General features: G+C 59.4%; 25 protein-coding genes. 12 read left to right on the top strand and 13 right to left on the bottom strand.

The genetic code is table 11. The features are described from left to right. Nucleotides 1-27 precede the first annotated feature (27 nt). The 7 genes from ACZRMO_RS29380 to ACZRMO_RS29350 form a co-directional block, all read right to left on the bottom strand. Nucleotides 28-366: a head decoration protein gene (locus tag ACZRMO_RS29380; protein WP_124527930.1), complete on the bottom strand. Its 339-nt coding sequence runs from the start codon at nucleotides 364-366 to the stop codon at nucleotides 28-30. Then, the gene (locus tag ACZRMO_RS29375; RefSeq protein ID WP_463975183.1) at nucleotides 363-1493 is read right to left on the bottom strand and encodes a head maturation protease, ClpP-related; all 1131 of its coding nucleotides are present in this window, start codon (nucleotides 1491-1493) and stop codon (nucleotides 363-365) included. The genes ACZRMO_RS29380 and ACZRMO_RS29375 overlap by 4 nt, the downstream gene beginning before the upstream one ends. After that, the gene (locus ACZRMO_RS29370) at nucleotides 1490-2971 is read right to left on the bottom strand and encodes a phage portal protein (protein ID WP_463975182.1); all 1482 of its coding nucleotides are present in this window, start codon (nucleotides 2969-2971) and stop codon (nucleotides 1490-1492) included. Before ACZRMO_RS29370 ends, ACZRMO_RS29375 begins: the two co-directional genes overlap by 4 nt. Next, nucleotides 2971-3177, bottom strand: a complete 207-nt coding sequence (locus tag ACZRMO_RS29365) for a phage head-tail joining protein (protein ID WP_124527927.1) — start codon at nucleotides 3175-3177, stop codon at nucleotides 2971-2973. The genes ACZRMO_RS29370 and ACZRMO_RS29365 overlap by 1 nt, the downstream gene beginning before the upstream one ends. Nucleotide 3178: 1 nt before the next feature. Next, nucleotides 3179-5203 (bottom strand): phage terminase large subunit family protein, encoded by a 2025-nt coding sequence (locus ACZRMO_RS29360; RefSeq protein ID WP_463975181.1) that lies wholly within the window; start codon nucleotides 5201-5203, stop codon nucleotides 3179-3181. A gap of 3 nt (nucleotides 5204-5206) precedes the next feature. Next, a complete protein-coding gene (locus tag ACZRMO_RS29355) occupies nucleotides 5207-5803 on the bottom strand; it encodes a terminase small subunit (RefSeq protein ID WP_463975180.1) in 597 nt (198 codons plus the stop codon). A gap of 206 nt (nucleotides 5804-6009) precedes the next feature. Beyond that, the gene (locus tag ACZRMO_RS29350; RefSeq protein ID WP_122426255.1) at nucleotides 6010-6354 is read right to left on the bottom strand and encodes a phage holin family protein; all 345 of its coding nucleotides are present in this window, start codon (nucleotides 6352-6354) and stop codon (nucleotides 6010-6012) included. 99 nt (nucleotides 6355-6453) lie between these two features. On the opposite strand from ACZRMO_RS29350, the gene ACZRMO_RS29345 reads away from it, so the two are divergent. After that, nucleotides 6454-6720: a DUF1883 domain-containing protein gene (locus ACZRMO_RS29345; protein ID WP_463975179.1), complete on the top strand. Its 267-nt coding sequence runs from the start codon at nucleotides 6454-6456 to the stop codon at nucleotides 6718-6720. Between the two features lie 698 nt (nucleotides 6721-7418). Here ACZRMO_RS29345 and ACZRMO_RS29340 read toward each other — a convergent pair. The 5 genes from ACZRMO_RS29340 to ACZRMO_RS29320 all read right to left on the bottom strand — a co-directional run bounded on the left by ACZRMO_RS29340 (nucleotide 7419) and on the right by ACZRMO_RS29320 (nucleotide 11311). Continuing rightward, the gene (locus ACZRMO_RS29340) at nucleotides 7419-7784 is read right to left on the bottom strand and encodes a PA0613 family protein (RefSeq protein ID WP_463975178.1); all 366 of its coding nucleotides are present in this window, start codon (nucleotides 7782-7784) and stop codon (nucleotides 7419-7421) included. Then, on the bottom strand, nucleotides 7777-9993 hold the full coding sequence (locus ACZRMO_RS29335) for a VapE domain-containing protein (RefSeq protein WP_463975177.1): 2217 nt from the start codon (nucleotides 9991-9993) through the stop codon (nucleotides 7777-7779). Before ACZRMO_RS29335 ends, ACZRMO_RS29340 begins: the two co-directional genes overlap by 8 nt. Beyond that, nucleotides 9983-10210, bottom strand: coding sequence for a TraR/DksA C4-type zinc finger protein (locus ACZRMO_RS29330; protein ID WP_463975176.1), 228 nt, complete (start codon nucleotides 10208-10210; stop codon nucleotides 9983-9985). The genes ACZRMO_RS29335 and ACZRMO_RS29330 overlap by 11 nt, the downstream gene beginning before the upstream one ends. Beyond that, nucleotides 10203-10721, bottom strand: a complete 519-nt coding sequence (locus tag ACZRMO_RS29325) for a phage regulatory CII family protein (protein ID WP_463975175.1) — start codon at nucleotides 10719-10721, stop codon at nucleotides 10203-10205. Before ACZRMO_RS29325 ends, ACZRMO_RS29330 begins: the two co-directional genes overlap by 8 nt. A gap of 329 nt (nucleotides 10722-11050) precedes the next feature. Continuing rightward, nucleotides 11051-11311 carry a hypothetical protein gene (locus ACZRMO_RS29320; protein WP_122426250.1) on the bottom strand — a complete coding sequence of 87 codons (261 nt, stop codon included), beginning with the start codon at nucleotides 11309-11311 and terminating at the stop codon, nucleotides 11051-11053. Between the two features lie 78 nt (nucleotides 11312-11389). On the opposite strand from ACZRMO_RS29320, the gene ACZRMO_RS29315 reads away from it, so the two are divergent. Continuing rightward, entirely contained in the window at nucleotides 11390-12115 is a 726-nt protein-coding gene (locus ACZRMO_RS29315; RefSeq protein WP_463975174.1) for a LexA family protein, read from the top strand. A gap of 13 nt (nucleotides 12116-12128) precedes the next feature. Here the strand turns inward: ACZRMO_RS29315 and ACZRMO_RS29310 are convergent, their stop codons facing one another. Next, nucleotides 12129-13142, bottom strand: coding sequence for a DUF4917 family protein (locus ACZRMO_RS29310; protein ID WP_463975173.1), 1014 nt, complete (start codon nucleotides 13140-13142; stop codon nucleotides 12129-12131). 169 nt (nucleotides 13143-13311) lie between these two features. Here ACZRMO_RS29310 and ACZRMO_RS29305 point away from each other — a divergent pair, with 169 nt between their 5' ends. From ACZRMO_RS29305 to ACZRMO_RS29260, 10 genes are all read left to right on the top strand, one after another. Continuing rightward, nucleotides 13312-13488, top strand: coding sequence for a hypothetical protein (locus ACZRMO_RS29305; protein WP_163001876.1), 177 nt, complete (start codon nucleotides 13312-13314; stop codon nucleotides 13486-13488). Further along, nucleotides 13485-14066 carry a hypothetical protein gene (locus ACZRMO_RS29300; protein ID WP_463975172.1) on the top strand — a complete coding sequence of 194 codons (582 nt, stop codon included), beginning with the start codon at nucleotides 13485-13487 and terminating at the stop codon, nucleotides 14064-14066. The genes ACZRMO_RS29305 and ACZRMO_RS29300 overlap by 4 nt, the downstream gene beginning before the upstream one ends. A 9-nt stretch (nucleotides 14067-14075) precedes the next feature. Continuing rightward, nucleotides 14076-14360, top strand: a complete 285-nt coding sequence (locus tag ACZRMO_RS29295; RefSeq protein WP_463975171.1) for a phage antirepressor KilAC domain-containing protein — start codon at nucleotides 14076-14078, stop codon at nucleotides 14358-14360. Next, nucleotides 14347-14565 carry a hypothetical protein gene (locus ACZRMO_RS29290; RefSeq protein WP_463975170.1) on the top strand — a complete coding sequence of 73 codons (219 nt, stop codon included), beginning with the start codon at nucleotides 14347-14349 and terminating at the stop codon, nucleotides 14563-14565. Before ACZRMO_RS29295 ends, ACZRMO_RS29290 begins: the two co-directional genes overlap by 14 nt. Continuing rightward, entirely contained in the window at nucleotides 14516-14842 is a 327-nt protein-coding gene (locus ACZRMO_RS29285) for a pyocin activator PrtN family protein (protein ID WP_463975169.1), read from the top strand. Before ACZRMO_RS29290 ends, ACZRMO_RS29285 begins: the two co-directional genes overlap by 50 nt. 48 nt (nucleotides 14843-14890) lie before the next feature. Further along, on the top strand, nucleotides 14891-15307 hold the full coding sequence (locus ACZRMO_RS29280) for a hypothetical protein (RefSeq protein WP_463975168.1): 417 nt from the start codon (nucleotides 14891-14893) through the stop codon (nucleotides 15305-15307). Continuing rightward, nucleotides 15304-15525: a hypothetical protein gene (locus ACZRMO_RS29275; RefSeq protein WP_463975167.1), complete on the top strand. Its 222-nt coding sequence runs from the start codon at nucleotides 15304-15306 to the stop codon at nucleotides 15523-15525. The genes ACZRMO_RS29280 and ACZRMO_RS29275 overlap by 4 nt, the downstream gene beginning before the upstream one ends. Continuing rightward, nucleotides 15522-16064, top strand: coding sequence for a phosphohydrolase (locus ACZRMO_RS29270; protein ID WP_463975166.1), 543 nt, complete (start codon nucleotides 15522-15524; stop codon nucleotides 16062-16064). The genes ACZRMO_RS29275 and ACZRMO_RS29270 overlap by 4 nt, the downstream gene beginning before the upstream one ends. 218 nt (nucleotides 16065-16282) lie before the next feature. Next, nucleotides 16283-16558, top strand: coding sequence for a DUF4224 domain-containing protein (locus ACZRMO_RS29265; protein ID WP_463975213.1), 276 nt, complete (start codon nucleotides 16283-16285; stop codon nucleotides 16556-16558). A gap of 1 nt (nucleotide 16559) precedes the next feature. Beyond that, the gene (locus ACZRMO_RS29260) at nucleotides 16560-17609 is read left to right on the top strand and encodes a tyrosine-type recombinase/integrase (protein ID WP_463975165.1); all 1050 of its coding nucleotides are present in this window, start codon (nucleotides 16560-16562) and stop codon (nucleotides 17607-17609) included. Nucleotides 17610-17782: the final 173 nt, after the last annotated feature.

Here is a 17782-nt window from a genome sequence, read left to right as displayed (position 1 = left end):
CGGGATGGATAAACGGGGATGAGCGTCTTAGCGGACGATCAGGAAATGGGCGGCCAGGGCCTTTTCGGCGGCGAGGTCGAGGCCGGTCAGGTGTGCTTCGCTGACCTCCGCCAAGCGCACCACGGCGCGACCGCGACGGACAACATCCGACTCGCCGAGCGGCCCGTACAGGATCGCGACGGCGTTTTCGGTGCCGTCTTCGGCGGTCGGCTGGTACGGGGCAAACTCGCTGGTGGCGGTGATCAGGCCGAGGATCTGGCCCGGTTCAAGGGCCGCACCCGCTGCGACGTTGATCGCCTCGCGGGAAATATTGCCGGCGCCCTCGGACAGCAGGAACTCACCTGCGTGCATCGATTCGGTTTTCATGCTCTTGCTCCTTTCGAGGTTCCGTTCTGCGCCGCCTGACGGGTAGCCCAGATCGAGTGGGTATCAACCTGCTTGGCATTGACCTTGGGTACAGGGTCATCGTCCAGCGGCAGGCTGTTGTTGATTTCAAAGCCACCTCCGCTGCCGACCAGCTTGTCGAAGAGACGAGCGCGGACGGCGGCTTCGTCGAGGCCGGCCGTGATGAATTCGCCGGTCAGCTCTGGCAGTCGGGCCGCGACACACAGACCGTGCAGCGCTTTGGCATTGGTCAGTGCGGCCTGGATCACCGCCTCACTTTCAAGCTTGGTGACAGCGAGCAGCGGATCCACCAGGTTGCTGATGCCCGCTGCTGCACAACCTTGCGTGACCATCAGCGCGAGTTTTGCCGCGTCCAGCACCGGGGCCGAATCGGGCTCCGGTAGCTCGACGTCAGGCTCTTCATCCAGCTGGGCGAGCAATTCAGGCGGGGCATGCTGGAAACGCTGCAACACGCTGCCCTGGCCGAGACAGGCGCTGACCTTGAGGCCGTCGCCCACTTCATCGGCCAAGCCCAGCGCTACCGCCTCGTTGGCCGTGAGCCAGGTTTCAGCGTTGACCATGCGCCGCAGCTCGGCTTCGTCGATGTCCGGCGCCTTGGCCTTGTAGGCCGCGATGATCGCTTCCAGGGTCTGGTCCAGCACATCGGCGACGCGGCGGAAGTCCTCGGCGTCGCCGCCGGTAAAGGTGTAGGGGTTGTGGATCATCAGCATGGCGTTGGCCGCGATCACCACGCGGTGAGCGCCACACACCGCGACACTGGCCGCGCTCGCCGCCAGGGCATCAATGCGGCCGGTGCAGCGCTCGCCCAAACGCGACAGCGCGTTGTGGATCGCCAGGCCGTCGAACAGATCACCGCCGATGCTGTTGAACGCAACGATCACCGGCGACACGCCGTCATCCATTGCGCGCAGATCCTGCACGAATTGATTGGCGGTGACGCCCCAGGCGCCGATCTCGCCGTAGACGAAAATCTCGATGTTGCGCTGCTCGGCTTCGCCGCTGGCCTGGAGCGTGTACCAGCTTTTGTCCGCGACGGTGACCTGCTTGCCAGCCTTGTCATAAACGCGAGGTTTGGCTTTTTTGCTCATGGTAGTTCCTTGTCATCAATCGTCTCGATGGCATCAAGAGTCGTGTAGTTGAGGCCGAGGTCCGTGGACCGGGCGAGGTCGGCGGCGTTTTCAGCGTCGATGGTTTCCGCGTCGTAACCGTTACGCAGACACATCTCACTGCGCGAACCAAAGCCCGCCTGCACTTCCATCCGCCGCGCCTGTACGTCCTGCACCGGCTGGATGTAGGCCCAGCCTTGCGGCACCCAGCGCGTGCGCAGGTATTCGCGCCGACGTTGTGCGTAGTCCGGCAGCACCAGGGCACCGGACAGCACTGCCATGTCCATCCAGGCAGCCCGCACCGGGCGACACAGCTGATGCACGTACACGCCGAATTGCAGCTGCTCCAGGCGGCGTCGGAACTCGTTGAGCACCACCCGCAGCGCCCGGTCGTTGACCTCCCGCATGTCGCCGGTGAGGATCTCGTAAGGCGTGCCCGACCCCGCCGCTGCCGCCATCAGTTGCTGACGCATGAAGTCCGGGTAGTTGTTGCCGGCGTCCGGTGGCTTGGAGAACTCCACCTCTTCACCTGGCCCCAGCTCCTGCATGGTGCCGGGCTCCAGGGCGACCATCGGCGTGAAGCCGTCGCGGTCGGTGGTCAGAGGTTGCCCCGTCACCGGATCACGCGGTTGTGGCCCTAATTCCGGCGCCGGCCGCTTGATGAAACCCGCGAACAGGTTCGCCACTTCCTGGCGAAACAGCACCGCGTCATCGTAGTTGTCCAGGCTGCGCAGACGCTTCAACACCGGGGCCAGACGCGGTACACCGCGCAACTGACCCGGCTCCATCGGTTCGAAGATGTGCAGCACCTGCGCTGCCGGTACACGCACCAACTGGTTGTAACCGGCATTCAGCGACGATGAATCGCGGGGATGCGACAGATACATCCAATACGCCACGCGCTTGCCGGCCGGGTTGAACTCGATCCCGGCGCGGATCACGTTGCCATTTTTGGCCGTTTCGAATTTGTCATGCGGGACAAACTCAGGGGCCAGCGCCTGCAGCTGCAGCGGCACCGCCAAGCCGTCGCTCGGGCTGCGCGGCCGCAACCGCACAAAGCACTCACCGGCCGTTTCAACGGTGCGCGCCACCAGGGCCTGCATGCCGTAGAAGTCGGTCAGCTCGTCGGCGTCCGCTTCGTCCACCCAGTCATCCCACAGCTGCTGCTTGAGCTTGCGCAGCGCCGCGTCGTCAGTGGTCGGCCTGGGCGTGATGCCGGTGCCGATCAGGTTGCTGACGCGCTTGTCGATGACGTTGAACGCATACGGGTCGTTGCGCACCGCCGCCCGCGAACGTGCCCGCAGGTTACGCAGGGCCGGGGTGTTGATGCTGTTGATGCCGTTGTCGGTGGCTTCCCAACTGGCCGAACGCCGGCCCTCCCCGGCGCCTTCGTAACTGGCCTTGATGTTCGACGGCAGCAAGAATCCATTACGGGTCAGCGTCGGATAATGTCGGGCCATTAGAGTCCCTTGCCTCCGTGGGTAAGCCGAACCACGCGAGAGCGCGGCCCGGCGGCTTGGCTCAACGACGTGCGGATCTCGTCGCGGGCCTTGAGCAGTTCGTCGATGGAGCGGTACTCCACCGTGCGGTCGCTGTAGCGCACGGTCTTTTCACCGCGTGCGATGGCGCGCTCGATGGCGTCGAGGTGCTTCGGGGTAAACGACATATCAGCGTCTCTTCAGGTAACCGCTCGTGGAGCTGCGGCGTTGTGGGGGGGCGGCGGGTCGCTGTTGGGCAACGGGTGCAAAAGGCGGCGGTGCAGGCTGTGACTGACGTGCCGCTACCGGTACCGGTGTTTCTTCAGCAGTGACACGCTCGCCCTGCACAGGCTTGACGCCCAACGCATCGTCGAACAAACCGGACTGAGCCAGAGCCTGTCGCACCCGCTCCCAGTCATGTTCCTGGTAGCGGTTGATGCCGAGGTAATGCGCCATCGCCAGGCAATACACCATCAGGTCGAGCGCCTCGTTGCGTTCGGCCTTGCCCTTGACCCACTCGATACGCTTGTAGCCTTTGACGTATCGAGCGACCTTGCGCTCGGCCACGCACTGGGCGAAGAACTCGTCCGGCAGGTCATTGGCAAAGTGCAGCGCGCCTGGGCCGTCTTCGAAGGCGTAGCGGTTGTAGATCCAGTCCTTCGCGGTGTCGGTACCGACAAACCACAACTCGGCGCCGCCACGTTCGGTCTGGCCTTTCCAGGTCACATCAACCATGGATGGCCGCTGAGCGATCACCGGCCTGCCGGGTTTGCTCGCGCCCTTGATGGCGAACACGTTGCGCCAGCGCCGCACACGACAGAACTGGTACACCTCGTCGGTGTGGTGACCTCCAGAGTCGACGCCCGTCGCGAGGATCGCCAACGCAACGCCGCACGGATGCCGGTAGCGAACCTTGAGCTTTTCGTCCAACACCGCCCAGGTGCGCTCGTCGGCTGGGTCGCCCCAGATCACCTGGTGGTCGACCACCCAACGTTCCATGCCGACTCCGAAGCCCATCACCATCAGCTCCAGGCGATTGGCCTGGACGTCGACGGCGCCGGTCAGCATCAGCACGCCCACCGGCATGCTGCCGAGGGTGTAGGTCTCCAGCCGTGCCCGAGCGACCAGCACTTCGGCCTTGGTCTGCTCTTGCGCGCTGTCCCAGACCTTGGCGAGGCGGGTGTTGTAGAACACCTGCATCAGGCCCATGTCGCCCTTGGCCTGTGCCTTCTTGGCGTCTTCGAACTCCTCGGCCAGCGAGGGCCAGTCCTTCCAGCCAATCGGCGAGTACAGGGCGTTGAGGTGGAAGCCCACCGTCTTGCCATCGCCGCTGCCATGGGCGCGCCACTCACCACGGGCGAGCATGTCGGTCTTGTGATGTTCCTCAATCAGGACGTCACATTCAGGCGCAGCGCACTCGTAGTGAACCGTGCTGTAGTCCTTGTTGTAATGCAGCCGCTCCCATTCCAACACCTGCATGTGCCCGCAGGTTGGGCACGGCACGTAGTAGTAACGTTGGTCGCTGGACTCGAACAGATCCGCGATCCGCGAGGCACCCTTGATGGTCGGCGAGCTGGAGAAGTAGATCTTGGCGTTGCGGCCAAAGTTGGTCGCTCGCGTTTCCGCCAGCACGATGGGGTCACCTTCCTGGCCCACATCGTTTTCCCAGCGGTCGACCTCATCACCGTAAATGTAGCGCGCCGACAGCTCGGACAAGTTGGCCGCCGAGCCTGCCGTGGTCACGTACAGCGAGCCACCCTCGAACTCCTTGGTGTCCATGGTGTTGCGGGCATCCCGCGAGCGGCTGGCAGCCACGCGCTTAGCCAACTCCGGGGTCGCCTTGATGGTCTTGCTGATCCGCCCGGAAACCCGCTTGGACAAGCCCAGGCTGGGCAGCAGCGCCAGGATGTTGGACGGCGCCATGTGGATCAGGCCACCCATCCAGTTCAAGGCGATCTGCGTTTTCATCAGTTGCGAGGCCACCATGGTGACGACGCGCCGGCACGGGTGGGCCGGTGACAGGCAACGCATCGGCTCGCGGGCATACGGCGTGCGGTCGGTGCGGTACTGGCCCGGTTCAGGGGCACCGGTATCACGCGGAATGCGCATGTACTCGTCGGCCCACTCGTCGATCCAGAGGTCTGGGTCGGGACGTAGCCCACGGAAATACGCCTCACGGTACGCACGGTCACCGTCAGGAAACTCCGTGTTCATAGGTCAACTCGCTGTCATCGCTCGTTCAAGGTCGGACGAGGACATGCGCTCAGCCTCTTCCAATGATTTACGGAGTGTCGCCGTCAGGTGTTTTTCGATGTCCCAAGGGTCCGTCATGGCTGCCAGCTTGTGGGACAGCTGGGGCAGCAGGCCGAACAGCTGGTCACGCAGATGGCGACCCGCGTTGTACGCCCCCAGCTCCACAGCATCCCTGGCAACCAGCGAGCCCTGCGCCTTGTGCAACTCAATCTCGGCCAGTTGCGCCAGGTTGTGTTCGCGCATGGCGCGAGCCTTCTGGAAGTCGTGGCCCTTGACGGTGATTGGCTGCTGCGGCGCAGCCGTGTTAGTCGGCTCGACCAGGGGCGAAAGTTGACTGTAAACGTCACGCTGAATCCGGTCTTGCTGGTGGCGAGCCGCGACGGCGGCCTTGCTGGGGTCGGCGGTTTCGAGGATCAGTGCTTCGGTTGCCAGCACATCGACCTTCTTGCCGTCCGGCGACAGCACCAGGCGGTTGTTGCCTTTGAGCCAGGTGATGTAACTCGGCGTCCTGCCGATGCGAACCGCGAAAGCGCTTTTAGACAGGAACAGTGGATCCGTCATAAGCCCTCCTTTTCAACGGGTTTTCAATGGAAACCTTTCAATTTCAATGGATTGAATTTCAGTAAGCTGGCAGCCCATCCGCTAACGCTTTCCCGCGGGTTTCATGCCCCGTGTCCCTCGAATATCGCCAGGGTCCCCGGCGACTTTTCGGCGCCACATTTTGGTGCAAAGGCATGCGGGCCACGTAATCCGTGGCCTCCAGCGTCTCACCCTTGACCTCCCCCCGAGGGAGGCACATCGCACACGCCCAACCGCTTGGCGGCCCAGCGTTCGTACAGGCCGATGGCGACATCGGCGCCGGCCATCGCGGTGAGGCAGCCAATGCTCCCCGCCGCCAGGACCGACATGCCCGATGCGTGCAACAACATCACGGTGGAAACCCCGCAGACCACGCAGGCCCCGGAGCGAAGCAGCAAGCGGCGAACCAAAGACCAACCGCTCACCCCCGCCTTGTCGGCCCGCCATGCCTCGCCGGAAATCCCGCCGACCAGGGACAGTACGATCACCATCCAGATCGGCATCTCAATAAGCGCTTGCTGCTCGTTTGTCATCAACTGTCTCCATAAGGACAAGCCACTGATACCGCGTAATGGCACTTTAAGATTGTTCTGCTAACTTCAATGCGCACATCTCAATGGCTAGGAGGCCATATGAACTTTCTGCACACGCGTGAATACCTTGAGCAAGGCGATATCGTGGTTGTCGAATGCTCACACCAATGCAATGTTCGATTGACCACTGATACGAATTTTTCAAAATTCAAACGGGGTGGAGCACACGAATACTTCGGGGGGTTCTACAAGATGTTGCCGGCACGCATTCCAGCTCCAAGCACGGGCCATTGGAACATTACGATTGATCTAGGTGGCGGCAGCGGAAACATCCGCCACTCGATCAACATCATCCGAAACAGCTAACTCCCCAATACACTCCTCAAGTGCTGAGTTCAGCGCGTCCCTGATCTGTTCCAGTGTCGTGTCGAATGCGTAGGCCGGGGACGTAAATCCGCCTACGCAATTCCTAGACCAAATCAACATTCCCTTTTCGTTACGAATCTGTACTTCCATTGCGGAGCCCTCCGACCTAAACGCCCTACCCCATAAACGCAAAAACCCGGCGCAATGGCCGGGTTCAGTGTGGTGGTGTGTCCCGCTGCTTGCGGTCGCACCTATCGAAGATGGGTACTTTTTACAGGTGGATTATCATGGCAGCAAGCAGGTTTTAATGCCATGGAGCAATACGGGTGTGACGTGGGTGTGACGCAGGTACAACGGAGGGACAACGCATTCAATCGGCTATCGCTTCTGGTGCCCTGCCTGACCTGTCCCACTACTCTGGATCGAAGTAGGACAGCTACAGGCGCCTGAATTCGGGGCTCTGCCCTACTGTCCTACCTTTACTTCCTTTTTCTTGTGTATAGAGAGAAAGCTAAAAGCACGCGTGCGCGCCATGGGCGCGACTACGTGCCCGCTATGCTTATGTGTGCGTGGGGCGGGTGAAGGTTGGACGGTAGGACAGGCCAACAACGGCGCGGCCTGCGCCTGTCCGACTGCACTAAACGGCAGTCGGACAAGGCCGGACAGTAGGACAGCAGCACGCGGATTAATGCCGAGGGTCATGCAGCTTTCCCCATCAGCATGCCGTCGATGGAGACGTGGGCTTCATGAAGACGTCGGTAATAGGTCGGCGCACTGCACCCGCAGTGCAGCATCTTCTGAGAGAGGAAGCTTTCGTGATTGCAGTAGTGCTCGCGCACGACGACCGACAGCTGCGGCGGCAGGTGTTTGTTGACGATCAGCTCGATGTCCGCCGATTCATCCAGCAGCACCCGACTACCCCGCGTGCCACGTATCAACTCCCCTTTGCAGTCCATCAGCATGGCGATCATGTTGCCGCCACTCGGCCCGCCCACGTTTTCCGGCACAGGCGAATGCAGATCCTGAGCCCACAGCTTGAGCATCTCGTCGATTCGCTTAATCAAAGCAAGGCTCCTCGATCACCGACTGCCGCAACGCAGACGCACGTCCCCAGCCCGCAGGTTTTTCATAGGCCCATGGCCGCACCCCGCTTTTCGGCAATGCCGGCATACGCCGCTTGCGCCAACCCAGCCGGTGCATGATCGCGCCGACACGCATCTGCTCGGGCTTGCCCCAGTGCCCGAAGTCCAGCTTCAGCGCCTGGGTCAGGATCTCGTTGCCGGTAGCGGTCTCGCCGATCTGCGACTCTTCCATCCAGGCCAGGATCGGCCCTTCCCATTCGTCGACGACGAAGCGTTCTTCCTGGGCCTCGGCGAACATCTTGGATTCGTCTTTGTTCACCCACCAGATGTCGCCCGCCTCGAAGCAGAACAACGCCTCGGCCCACAGCTGGTCGCGGATCTCGCGCAGTTGCTCCAGGTCGACCTTGTTGCAGAACACCGGCCAGTAGCGACGGTTGCCCGTGGCGTCCTTGAGGTATTCCTCTTGGTTGGTGGTGCCCACGAAAACACACTGGCGTGGCACGTCATTCGTTCTGCGGCCGTAGCTCTCGCGGTAGGTGTCAGTGGACGCGGAGAAGAACTGCTTAGCCTTGGTACTTTCGGCCTTGTTGAAGCTGTCCAGCTCACCCAGCTCTACGATCCACTTGCCGCGAATCGCCTGGAAGCTGTCCTTGTCGCCGAGGGCAAACGGCGTGTCCATGAACCACTCGCCGCCGAGCACGCCCATGGCCGTGGACTTACCCGCGCCCTGCCCGCCTTCAAGGATCATCACCGAGTCGGCCTTGCAGCCTGGGCGCATCACCCGTGCGACTGCGGAGATCAGCCAGCGCTTGCCGACCTTGGCCGAGTACTCGCTGGCATTGACGCCCAGCACGTCGGTCAACCAGGTTTCGATGCGAGGCACGCGGTCCCACTCCAGCTTCTCCAGGTACTCACGCACTGGATGGAAGGCATGATCGTGGGCGACAACGCTAACCGCCTCGATCACATGGGAGGCTTTGACCCGCAGGTTGTATTGCTGCGCGAGCCACTTCATCACGCGCATGTCGTCGATGTCGGCCCAATCGCCGGCACCGCCACCGAAGGGCGCAGACCGCAGCTTGACGATCTTGGAGCTGAACACGCTGTAGCCAATGACGCCGGCCCAGCGCTCGTCGTTGCCCAGGATCAGTTCGACGTTTTGCATGTGCGCGATCAGGGAGCCGTTTTCGGAGCGGGCGAGCTGGTCTTTCCAGCCACCCGCTGCAGGTGGCTTGACCACCGCCAGCACCTGGCGGCGGACGGCCTCCAAACCTTCGGCGACGTGCAGGTCGTTGAAGTCGGTCCACTTGATCTCGCGCTCGCCGGAGAACACCGGGGCGACTACTTGACCGCCGACGACCAGCGCGGCGTTGGCGGCCTTCTCTTCGCCTGGGTTCCAGGCGTCACCGTTGGGGCGTTTGGTCTTCCAGTCGTCGTCGCGGCAGATGATCAGCGGGCAGCCGGGGAAGCGCTCGCGCATGGCCTTGGAGACCGGCAGCAGGTTGCCTGCGTCGAAGGCGATGGCGACGGTGAGCGAGGTCGCCATGTGCAGGCTTGCGCCGGTGGCGTAGCCCTCACACACCAGCACCGGCTCACCTGGTTCAGGGTGCGGGCCGATCAGGTGAAAGGCGCCCTCTTTCGACATGCCGTAGGGCCAATACGCTTTGTCGCGCCCGGTGTCCTCTTGCTTCGCGGGGAAAATCACCTGCAGGCCGACGATCTGGTCGCGCACGTTGCACATGGGCACCAAAAATGCGCCGGTACGGGGCGCATAGCGGACCTTGAAGCCGACGATCTGCTTTCGATCCAGGTAGGCGCTCTTGCCCTTTTCGGGCATGCGCTTGAACAGGCCGGCAGCACGGTTCGCCGCTCGGCGCGATGCGTTGGCCGCGATCTCGGCGGCCTTGCGCTTGGCTTCTTCCTGGCGAGCGCGCATGACTTCGCGTTCTTCCGGGCTCATGCGCCCAGCCTTGACCTTGATTTTTTGGGTGTCGCCGGAGCGCCAGTCACCGAAGCTGCCGAAGATCAGAATCTCATTTTTTTCGGTGCGGTGTTCGTGGATGACGTACCAGCCGTTTTTTTCCTTGCCCTTGTCCTGGGTGGTTTTGCAGCGGGTGAGTTTGCCGAAGATAAGGGGTTGGGCGGGTTCGAGGCCGTAGTCGGCGAACTGATTGAGCACTTCATCGAGCATAACGAGAGGCCCTCAGATCATCAGCAGACTTGCAACCAATGCAGAGCGTGCAACCCGGCTGTGCCAAGCGGCGAGCCTCAGGGATGGGTTCGTCACATTCGTCACAGAACATCAGGGAATGCGGTGCCGTGCTGGGCATCAGCGCCAGGCGTGCAGCCACGGCTTGGTCGATCCGCTCCTGCACCAGGTCATTTGCAAAATCAGCGATGTCAGCCACGGTCCGTCCCCCGAGTTGTCTGGTTGACGTATTTGGCGCGGTTGAACATCCCCAGCAGCCCCTGAATACCGCGAAACACCTGCAGGCGAATCTCGGCCAGTTCCTGATCACTCACAACGCCATCGCCAATGCTCTTGGCCCAGGTGTCGGCCAGATCGGCCACCTGCCGGAAGTACGCGGCAATACCTGTGGTCAAGGTCTCGGGCATGTCGCTGGTGTAGGTTTCAGCCAGCTCCTGCCAGGTCGTATCACCGACCAGGGCATGCACCGCATCGAGGATGCGCCGGTCCTTGGTCAGTTCGAGGATCTCGCCGAACTCTTGAATGTTGATGGCGTGGGAGGGATGGGTAGGAGACAACTTGTGCTGCAAGGTGGTGGCATTGCGGCCGGTGGTGGCGGCGATTGCAGCGGCACCGCCGGGATAATCCCGTGCGGCGTGGTACAGGGCTAATTCGAGCGTCAGGACTTCCCTTTGCGCTCTATCAACACAGCTTAAAGCTACTCGGCTCATGGCATTAATCCTACTAAGTTGCCAGTGCCCCGCGACATGCAGTGGTGTTACATTTGCCGCGTGGCTTGAAAGGGCCCAAACGCCGGCCAGATCTTAGGGATCGAAACCGGCACCGTGCTGAGGCGAACAATCCGTTGCTCACCTCTGGCGCAACAGCTGCCTAATCTGTGGTGGAAAAGGCAGCAACCCAAGACATCCGTGTCTTGGCAGCGCGATAAAGGGAGGTGGTTTGCATGTGGTGTGCCCTCCTACCTTCGTCGCGACCCGACAGCACTGTGGTGGTGTGTGCCGGGAGGAACTGGGCGGCCTTTGGGTCGCCTTTTTTCTATCTACACTGTGGCTTTCTGCGGCGCCGATGCATTGAGCAACCAGGCAGCGTCAAACGCATTGCCCTTCTGCTTTGCGGCGGTCGCCAGCAGTTTCGCGTAGTGGGTTTCACCGGTGTAATCGGTGCGAGGAAGACTGGCTGCCAGGCGCCATTTGTTGAGCGCCTGATAACTCCTTTCACACACCTTGGCGGCGGCACCAATGCCGCCTACTGCTTCAAATGCGAACGCGATGGCGTTCGGAAAATCTGCGGGGTCCAGCATGGCAACCTCCATTTATCAACTCGCGGTTGATATTAACATCAACTGACTATTGCGCAACCCCTGTGAGAGTATCAACTCATGGTTGATAAGAACGAGCTACGGGCAGCTTTCACGGCGCGCCTTCACGAAGCACTCGACGATGCCGGTGTACGCACCCGGGGACGTGGTGTGGATATTCATAAGCATTTGGTGAAGGTTGGGGCTGAAAAAAGCACTCAGGCGATCAGTAAGTGGCTGAACGGCGAGTCCATACCTGAGGCGGACAGCATGGTTGTGCTGTGTTCATGGCTGAAGGTTCGGAGGGAGTGGTTGGAGTATGGCGTGCTGCCTAAAGAGCAGACGGGGGACAGTAATGTTCGCCAGCTTAGTGATGTGGGTGAGAGCAATGTCCGTGAGGTTACTCGGCGATTTGGAAAAGTCCCACTGATTTCGTGGGTACAGGCAGGCGCATGGTGCGAGTCTAACTTTGAGCAGCATGACGGCGAATCATGGCTGTCATGCCCTGTGCCTATCAGCGACAGCGGTTATGCGCTGAAGGTACTTGGCGACTCTATGACGAATCCAGGGCCCGGTCGAAGCTACCCAACGGGATGCATCATTTTTGTAGATCCTGAAGCTGAAACCAAGACAGGGGATCGTGTAATCGCCCGAGTTCCTCGCACTAATGAAGCAACCTTCAAAGTGTTGGTGGAGGACGCCGGGCGTCAGTTTTTAAGGCCTATAAATCCGCAATACCCAATAATAGACATTACGGAAGAAACTCATATCTGCGGCAAGGTAGTTGGATCATTTATCCCCGAATGAGCCCAACACAAAACTACACACCCCCCGGAATGTTTATCATATCCGCTGATGTCAGAGGATGGGTGGTAGAGTCGAAGTAAAACACAAATTTCGTATAGGCCGACACAGACTCATTGATTCGAGCTTTAAAAGAAATTATCTCTGCAGGCCGCATTCCTGGCCATACACTGATAGCAATATGTTTTCTAGGCGATTGAGCAACAGCATCAACGATGTGCTTGTCATAATCTGCATGAAGCGAGTGCCCCAGTACTAGGAGATTATTTTTCGACTCACTAAAAGCCGAAAAACAAAAAGAGAGATACTCATTTCTTTTTATCTTTGCAAGCTTTTTACTCCAATGCCCCTCAGTAATGATTAATGGAAACAATTCCGAATGCGTTATGTCGAATAAATCTCTCAAGGAGCCAAAGCCTGTAGACCTACGCTTCGTCGTGAAACCATATCGATCTTCGACCAAGTGTAAACCACCGTGCAAAAAATACAGATAAGTTGAATTCCCCCATAAATTTTTTACTTCCGAACTATCAAACCCCTCCCCCCACATAAAATCTTTAAAACTCCCTAAACCTGTAGAATTAATACTCCAATAAGGGATCAAATCATAATTCGTCGTGAAGATTTTCTTAAAGCTACAAAACTGGGATTTAATCCGACCAGCAACGCTCATACCTTCAGGGACGTGAGAATAATTAACAGCATTCGCCAGTGCATTTCTAACATTATCATACCCAGCCAACAACTCTCCCTTCTTCCCCAAACTCAAACAAGAATCAACCATCAAGGCATGATATAGCGCACGCAACACATCCTCAAAGTTACTAGTCTCGTAATTATCAAAAAGAGATTTAGAGGCTCCACTCAATGGAATATCGAGTACATCTAGACTTGCAACATCCTTGAGCTTGTCATATCTAAATCCCTGATGGATATTTATACTGAAACCGTTCCCCAGCAGAAGATCGTCCCAAGAAATATCTGATAGCTCTGACCATTTCTTCAGTTTGGCATCTACAACCGTTGACATCCGATGTCTCCTTAAATATATAAATTGGCCACAAGAGCCATTCCTTTGCCATCATCGCAAAAAAAGCAAATCAGAACACCTCCCCACGAAAAATCAACTATTGATTGACATAAGATCAACCTTTGGTTGATATTTGCCTCACTCTTCCACCACAGAGCGAGGCAACACCATGCACACCACAGCCACCCTGCACGTCCACCCGGCCGCTGCTAACCCCTCCCGCATCTTCGAAATTCGCCGCCTGGCACAAGACTGCGGCTGCGCCTTCATCGCGTCCAAACCCAAGCTGAAACAGCGCACCGCGCCTGCTCCGTTCGATCCGAACGGCGGAGGGCAAGCGGCATGAACAAGTACAAACTCGACAACCGCACCCTTGCCCTGCTCAAGGCCCAGGTCAGCCTGACCGAAACCTTCAACCACCTCCTGCGCACCGAGACACAGCGCCAGGTTCTGTCCTTTCGCCTGAAAGTCGAACGCCGCATTGCCGACACGCACTTCACGGTTGAGCTGGGCAGCGAACGCCACACGCTGACCCTGACCAACAGCAAGAAGATGCACCTCAAGCTTGCGGACTTCATTGAAGAGATCGTCAACGGACCTTCCAACCCTGCCGAAGCACCTGCCACGCCGCACGCAGACCGCCGTTACGGTGTGTTTGAAACAGAGCACCGACAACAGGTGTTCGACCTAGTGCGAACCGGCGGCGCGCTCAGCCTCGACATGGGTTTTGAGCAACCAATCAACCTGGCGATCCACCGCAACAAATCCCGCGCCGGCATCACCACCATCATGAGCATCGGCGTCCGAAAGCCGCGCTCCAAGTGCTTCACGGTGTACGGCAGCGACGTGGAGATCTATTCCATGGTCGCGGAATCCATCACCCACCTGGCTGCCGTGGCGACTCCCGCCGCGCATGCAGCCTAGGAGATCGCGATGGAACGTAGCCTTGAAAAAGCCGCCAAGTACTTCGGCCTGACACGCCCAAAGCTGATTGCACTAATGCGCGAAAAAGGTCTGCTGAACGACCGCAACCTGCCGGCCTTCCCGGTGCGGGATCGCGAGTACCTGCGTGTCAAGGACAGCAACTGGTATCACGCAACCGCCGGCATGCAGTACAGCCAGTCGACCAAGGTCCGACAAGCCGGCATCCGCTGGCTCGCTGACCAGTTAGGGCTCGAACTGCCAGCCATCCCGGCAGACAACCGTGACGTGGCCTAGGGAGTTCGCCCGCCAGATCGTCGCCATGGGCACACGCGAGGAGCGCAACGCTGCGCTCCTCGAAGTGCCGGAGCATCTGCGGGAGCTGACCAAACGCCATTGCCTGAACGCCTGGAACCACCCTTCACGACTCAAACGCAAGGAGGCCGCAGCCCATGAGCAACAACAGCCAGACACCGCTACGACTGCTACCCGCCCCGGATAGTGCCACCGTCGAGATGCTGCACCAACTCTTCGGCGACGTGCTTATCCCCCTGGAAAAGCTGCGCGTGCATTACTTCAAGAACCTCAACGAAAAGACCTTCACCGAGGCGATCGCCAACGGGCGTATTCAGCTGCCGGTGACCACCCTGGACCACAGCGTCAAGGCGATCCGGTATGCCCACATCAAACACGTCGCAGCACTGATCGACATCCGCGCTTACCGAGCGGACGAAGACATGCCTCGGCCACAAAACGACTCAACCGAGCACGACCAGTAACCCAGACGGCTGCCACCACCAGCCACGAAACTACCAGGAGCACACCACATGACTGCGATTCAACTCTGCGCACTGATCACCATCTTTACCGGGCTCGCGATCCTCTACTGGGTCGGCTACAAGGGCGGCATTATTGATGGCCGAGCTGAAGGCATTGAGGAGGGAAAGTGCATTCAACAGTCGGACCACTCAGAGGCGATCCGGAATCTGACTCTCTTGCTCGAACAAGCCAGGGACAACCACAAATCCCTCTACCAGCATTACACCCGTGCCTTGGCAGCAGCGAAACTCGGCGAGGCAGATCGCCTGCTCCTTCTGGCGATTGCGGAGAAACTCAAACTTGCTGCAGACACGTTTCGAGCAATGAACTCCAAAAGCCAGGCCTTTCAAGCCCTCGACCTGCGTGATAAAGCCCTCGGCATGGCTGCTCTTCTGGAGGTAATTGCACAGGAGAAAGCAGCATGAACCGCGCCGTCCCAATGCTACGCCTGACACCCCAAGCCGCCGGTAGCCTGCAACAGCAGCACACCAAGGCGACCCAGGAACTGCGCGCACTGACCCGCTACAACAAGGAGCTCGACCGCCAGCTGAAAGCGCTGATCGGCCATGACTCCCTGCGTCAGCTGCACAAAACCACCGCCAACGCCCTGCTGCTGGCCGATCTTGTGAGGGAAGCCGCATGAACTGGATCCTCACCTCCACCGGCAAACGCTTCGACCTGTTCGAGCCCGACGCTGACATGATCGACCCACGGGACATCTCGCACTCGCTGGCCCACTTGTGCCGCTTCAACGGCCACACCCGCGAGTTCTACAGCGTGGCCCAGCACAGCTGCATCGTCGCCGAGCTGGTGCCGGAAGAGTACAAGCTCGCGGCCCTGCTCCACGATGCCGCCGAGGCGTACGTGGGCGACATGACTCGGCCCCTCAAGCAGTGGATTAGCGCCTTCCAGCACTTCGAGGACTGCATCTGGTGGCGCGTTTGCGAGCGGTTCGACATCGCTCCAGAACTCCCCGCCTGCATCTACAAGGCCGACCTGATTGCACTGGCGACAGAGCGCCGCGACCTCATGCCAACCGATCCGGCTATCTGGGATTGCTTGGTCGGCATCGAACCCATGGCCGAAACCATTCGCCCATGGCCTGCCGCAGAAGCCCGACTCACCTACCACCAGCGCCTTATGGACCAACTCGCTATCGAACACCGGAGGAAAGCGGCATGAAGAACCACCAGGACAACACCAGCGCCCTGTCCGCTTTGCTCCGCACAGCCAATGGTGGCGACACGCTAGAAACAAACAGTCTCTGCTGCGCAGCAGCAGGCATTATTGCTCCTCTCAGCGCCACTGCCGAGGCACTTATACCCCACGAAAAGCTGCGCGGGGCAGCGCTCGCTGATGCAACGCTAAACGCTCAGGAACGCCCGCTCGCGCAGCCTGTTGTGGGGTATACGCACCACTCACTCACCAGAACTTTAGAAACTGAAATTTTCTCGGACGAAGAACTGGCCGACCTGACTGGATACAAGCAGCGTGCCCATCAACGGAGATGGCTCAACGACCGCAATTGGGTATTCGTTGAGAGCCGTGGTGGTCGGCCATTGGTCGGGCGCATGTACGCTCGCATGAAGCTTGGCATGACCAGTCCAACGTTCGCAGAACAGAGCACACCGCAGGCGAGACCAGCTTGGACCCCTGACTTCTCCAGGGTGAACTGAGATGCGACCTCGAAACACTGAAAACAGGGACTTACCGCCGGGAATGGTGCGTAGAAAACGCCCTCGCAAGAACGGTAAGGTGTGGGTTGGTTATTACTATAGAGACTCAACGGGAAAGGAGATCCCGCTTGGGGGAGACTTGAGCAAAGCCCGATTGAAGTGGGCAGAGCTTGAGTCCAAGGAAAAGCCAGCCGATCTGACGATGATGAAGGGGATCTTTGATCGATACGTCCGCGATGTCATTCCGAAAAAAGGCGAGCGTACCCAGAAAGACAACCTGGCCGAGCTCAAACAATTGCGGCCCATGTTCGACGGGGCGCCCATCGACTCGATCACACCAGCCAGCATCGCCGGATACCGCGACGCCCGCACCGCCAGGGTACGGGCCAATCGGGAAATCGCCCTACTCTCCCACGTGTTCAACATGGCACGCGAATGGGGCCTGACCGAGCGGGAGAATCCGTGCCAGGGCATCCGCAAGAACAAGGAAACACCACGTGATTACTACGCCAACGCCGCGGTTTGGGATGCGGTCTACGGGATGGCTGAACCGGAACTCAAGGAAGCCATGGACCTGGGCTACCTGACAGGCCAGCGGCCAGCAGACGTGATCGTCATGCGCAGGGACGACGTTGAGGGGGATTACTTCTTGGTCACGCAAGGCAAGACAGGGCTGAAGCTAAGGATCCTGATGTGCACAGAGGAGGGAGAAAACAGCTTGGGTAGGTTGATTCGGGAAATTACGGAGAGGAATGCCGGTCACCTCTCGAAGTACTTGCTGATAAACAGGCACGGAAAGCGGATGACGAAGGGAATGCTGCGCTTGCGCTGGGACAAGGCGCGGGAAAAAGCTTGCGCCAAAGCAATCGAACAGGGCGATCCGCTGCTCGCCGCAAAGATTGGCGGTTTTCAGTTTCGCGACATCCGACCTAAAGCAGCATCGGAAATCATCGATATTGGCGATGCAAGCCTGCTACTGGGACACAGCAAGCAGGAGATCACGAAGCGGGTTTACAGGAGGATTGGCGCCACTGCTAAACCATCAAAATAGGCAAAGTTTCGGAACGCCTACCCAAAAGTTTCGGAACGCCTCTGAAAAACCGTCGCGTTCCACCCAAACCCCAAAAACACAAAAGCCCCGCTTTCGCGAGGCTTTCGTATGAATCTTGGCGGGAAACCAGGGATTCGAACCCTGGGAACGCTATTAACGTTCGCCGGTTTTCA

It is taken from the genome of Pseudomonas sp. B611 (genome assembly GCF_055407965.1).
The sequence above is the reverse complement of the archived record's forward strand: the minus strand, read 5'-3'. Positions and strand labels throughout refer to the sequence as shown.

Excerpts from the sequence above, each read along its gene's own strand:
- ACZRMO_RS29355 (WP_463975180.1), bottom strand. The coding sequence starts at position 5,803 with ATGACGGATCCACTGTTCCTGTCTAAAAGCGCTTTCGCGGTTCGCATC.
- ACZRMO_RS29275 (WP_463975167.1), top strand. The coding sequence starts at position 15,304 with ATGAACCGCGCCGTCCCAATGCTACGCCTGACACCCCAAGCCGCCGGT.
- ACZRMO_RS29295 (WP_463975171.1), top strand. The coding sequence starts at position 14,076 with ATGGAACGTAGCCTTGAAAAAGCCGCCAAGTACTTCGGCCTGACACGC.
- ACZRMO_RS29315 (WP_463975174.1), top strand. The coding sequence starts at position 11,390 with ATGGTTGATAAGAACGAGCTACGGGCAGCTTTCACGGCGCGCCTTCAC.
- ACZRMO_RS29300 (WP_463975172.1), top strand. The coding sequence starts at position 13,485 with ATGAACAAGTACAAACTCGACAACCGCACCCTTGCCCTGCTCAAGGCC.
- ACZRMO_RS29320 (WP_122426250.1), bottom strand. The coding sequence starts at position 11,311 with ATGCTGGACCCCGCAGATTTTCCGAACGCCATCGCGTTCGCATTTGAA.
- ACZRMO_RS29370 (WP_463975182.1), bottom strand. The coding sequence starts at position 2,971 with ATGGCCCGACATTATCCGACGCTGACCCGTAATGGATTCTTGCTGCCG.
- ACZRMO_RS29345 (WP_463975179.1), top strand. The coding sequence starts at position 6,454 with ATGAACTTTCTGCACACGCGTGAATACCTTGAGCAAGGCGATATCGTG.
- ACZRMO_RS29310 (WP_463975173.1), bottom strand. The coding sequence starts at position 13,142 with ATGTCAACGGTTGTAGATGCCAAACTGAAGAAATGGTCAGAGCTATCA.
- ACZRMO_RS29375 (WP_463975183.1), bottom strand. The coding sequence starts at position 1,493 with ATGAGCAAAAAAGCCAAACCTCGCGTTTATGACAAGGCTGGCAAGCAG.
- ACZRMO_RS29380 (WP_124527930.1), bottom strand. The coding sequence starts at position 366 with ATGAAAACCGAATCGATGCACGCAGGTGAGTTCCTGCTGTCCGAGGGC.
- ACZRMO_RS29280 (WP_463975168.1), top strand. The coding sequence starts at position 14,891 with ATGACTGCGATTCAACTCTGCGCACTGATCACCATCTTTACCGGGCTC.
- ACZRMO_RS29335 (WP_463975177.1), bottom strand. The coding sequence starts at position 9,993 with ATGCTCGATGAAGTGCTCAATCAGTTCGCCGACTACGGCCTCGAACCC.
- ACZRMO_RS29325 (WP_463975175.1), bottom strand. The coding sequence starts at position 10,721 with ATGAGCCGAGTAGCTTTAAGCTGTGTTGATAGAGCGCAAAGGGAAGTC.
- ACZRMO_RS29270 (WP_463975166.1), top strand. The coding sequence starts at position 15,522 with ATGAACTGGATCCTCACCTCCACCGGCAAACGCTTCGACCTGTTCGAG.
- ACZRMO_RS29360 (WP_463975181.1), bottom strand. The coding sequence starts at position 5,203 with ATGAACACGGAGTTTCCTGACGGTGACCGTGCGTACCGTGAGGCGTAT.
- ACZRMO_RS29305 (WP_163001876.1), top strand. The coding sequence starts at position 13,312 with ATGCACACCACAGCCACCCTGCACGTCCACCCGGCCGCTGCTAACCCC.
- ACZRMO_RS29365 (WP_124527927.1), bottom strand. The coding sequence starts at position 3,177 with ATGTCGTTTACCCCGAAGCACCTCGACGCCATCGAGCGCGCCATCGCA.
- ACZRMO_RS29260 (WP_463975165.1), top strand. The coding sequence starts at position 16,560 with ATGCGACCTCGAAACACTGAAAACAGGGACTTACCGCCGGGAATGGTG.
- ACZRMO_RS29285 (WP_463975169.1), top strand. The coding sequence starts at position 14,516 with ATGAGCAACAACAGCCAGACACCGCTACGACTGCTACCCGCCCCGGAT.
- ACZRMO_RS29350 (WP_122426255.1), bottom strand. The coding sequence starts at position 6,354 with ATGACAAACGAGCAGCAAGCGCTTATTGAGATGCCGATCTGGATGGTG.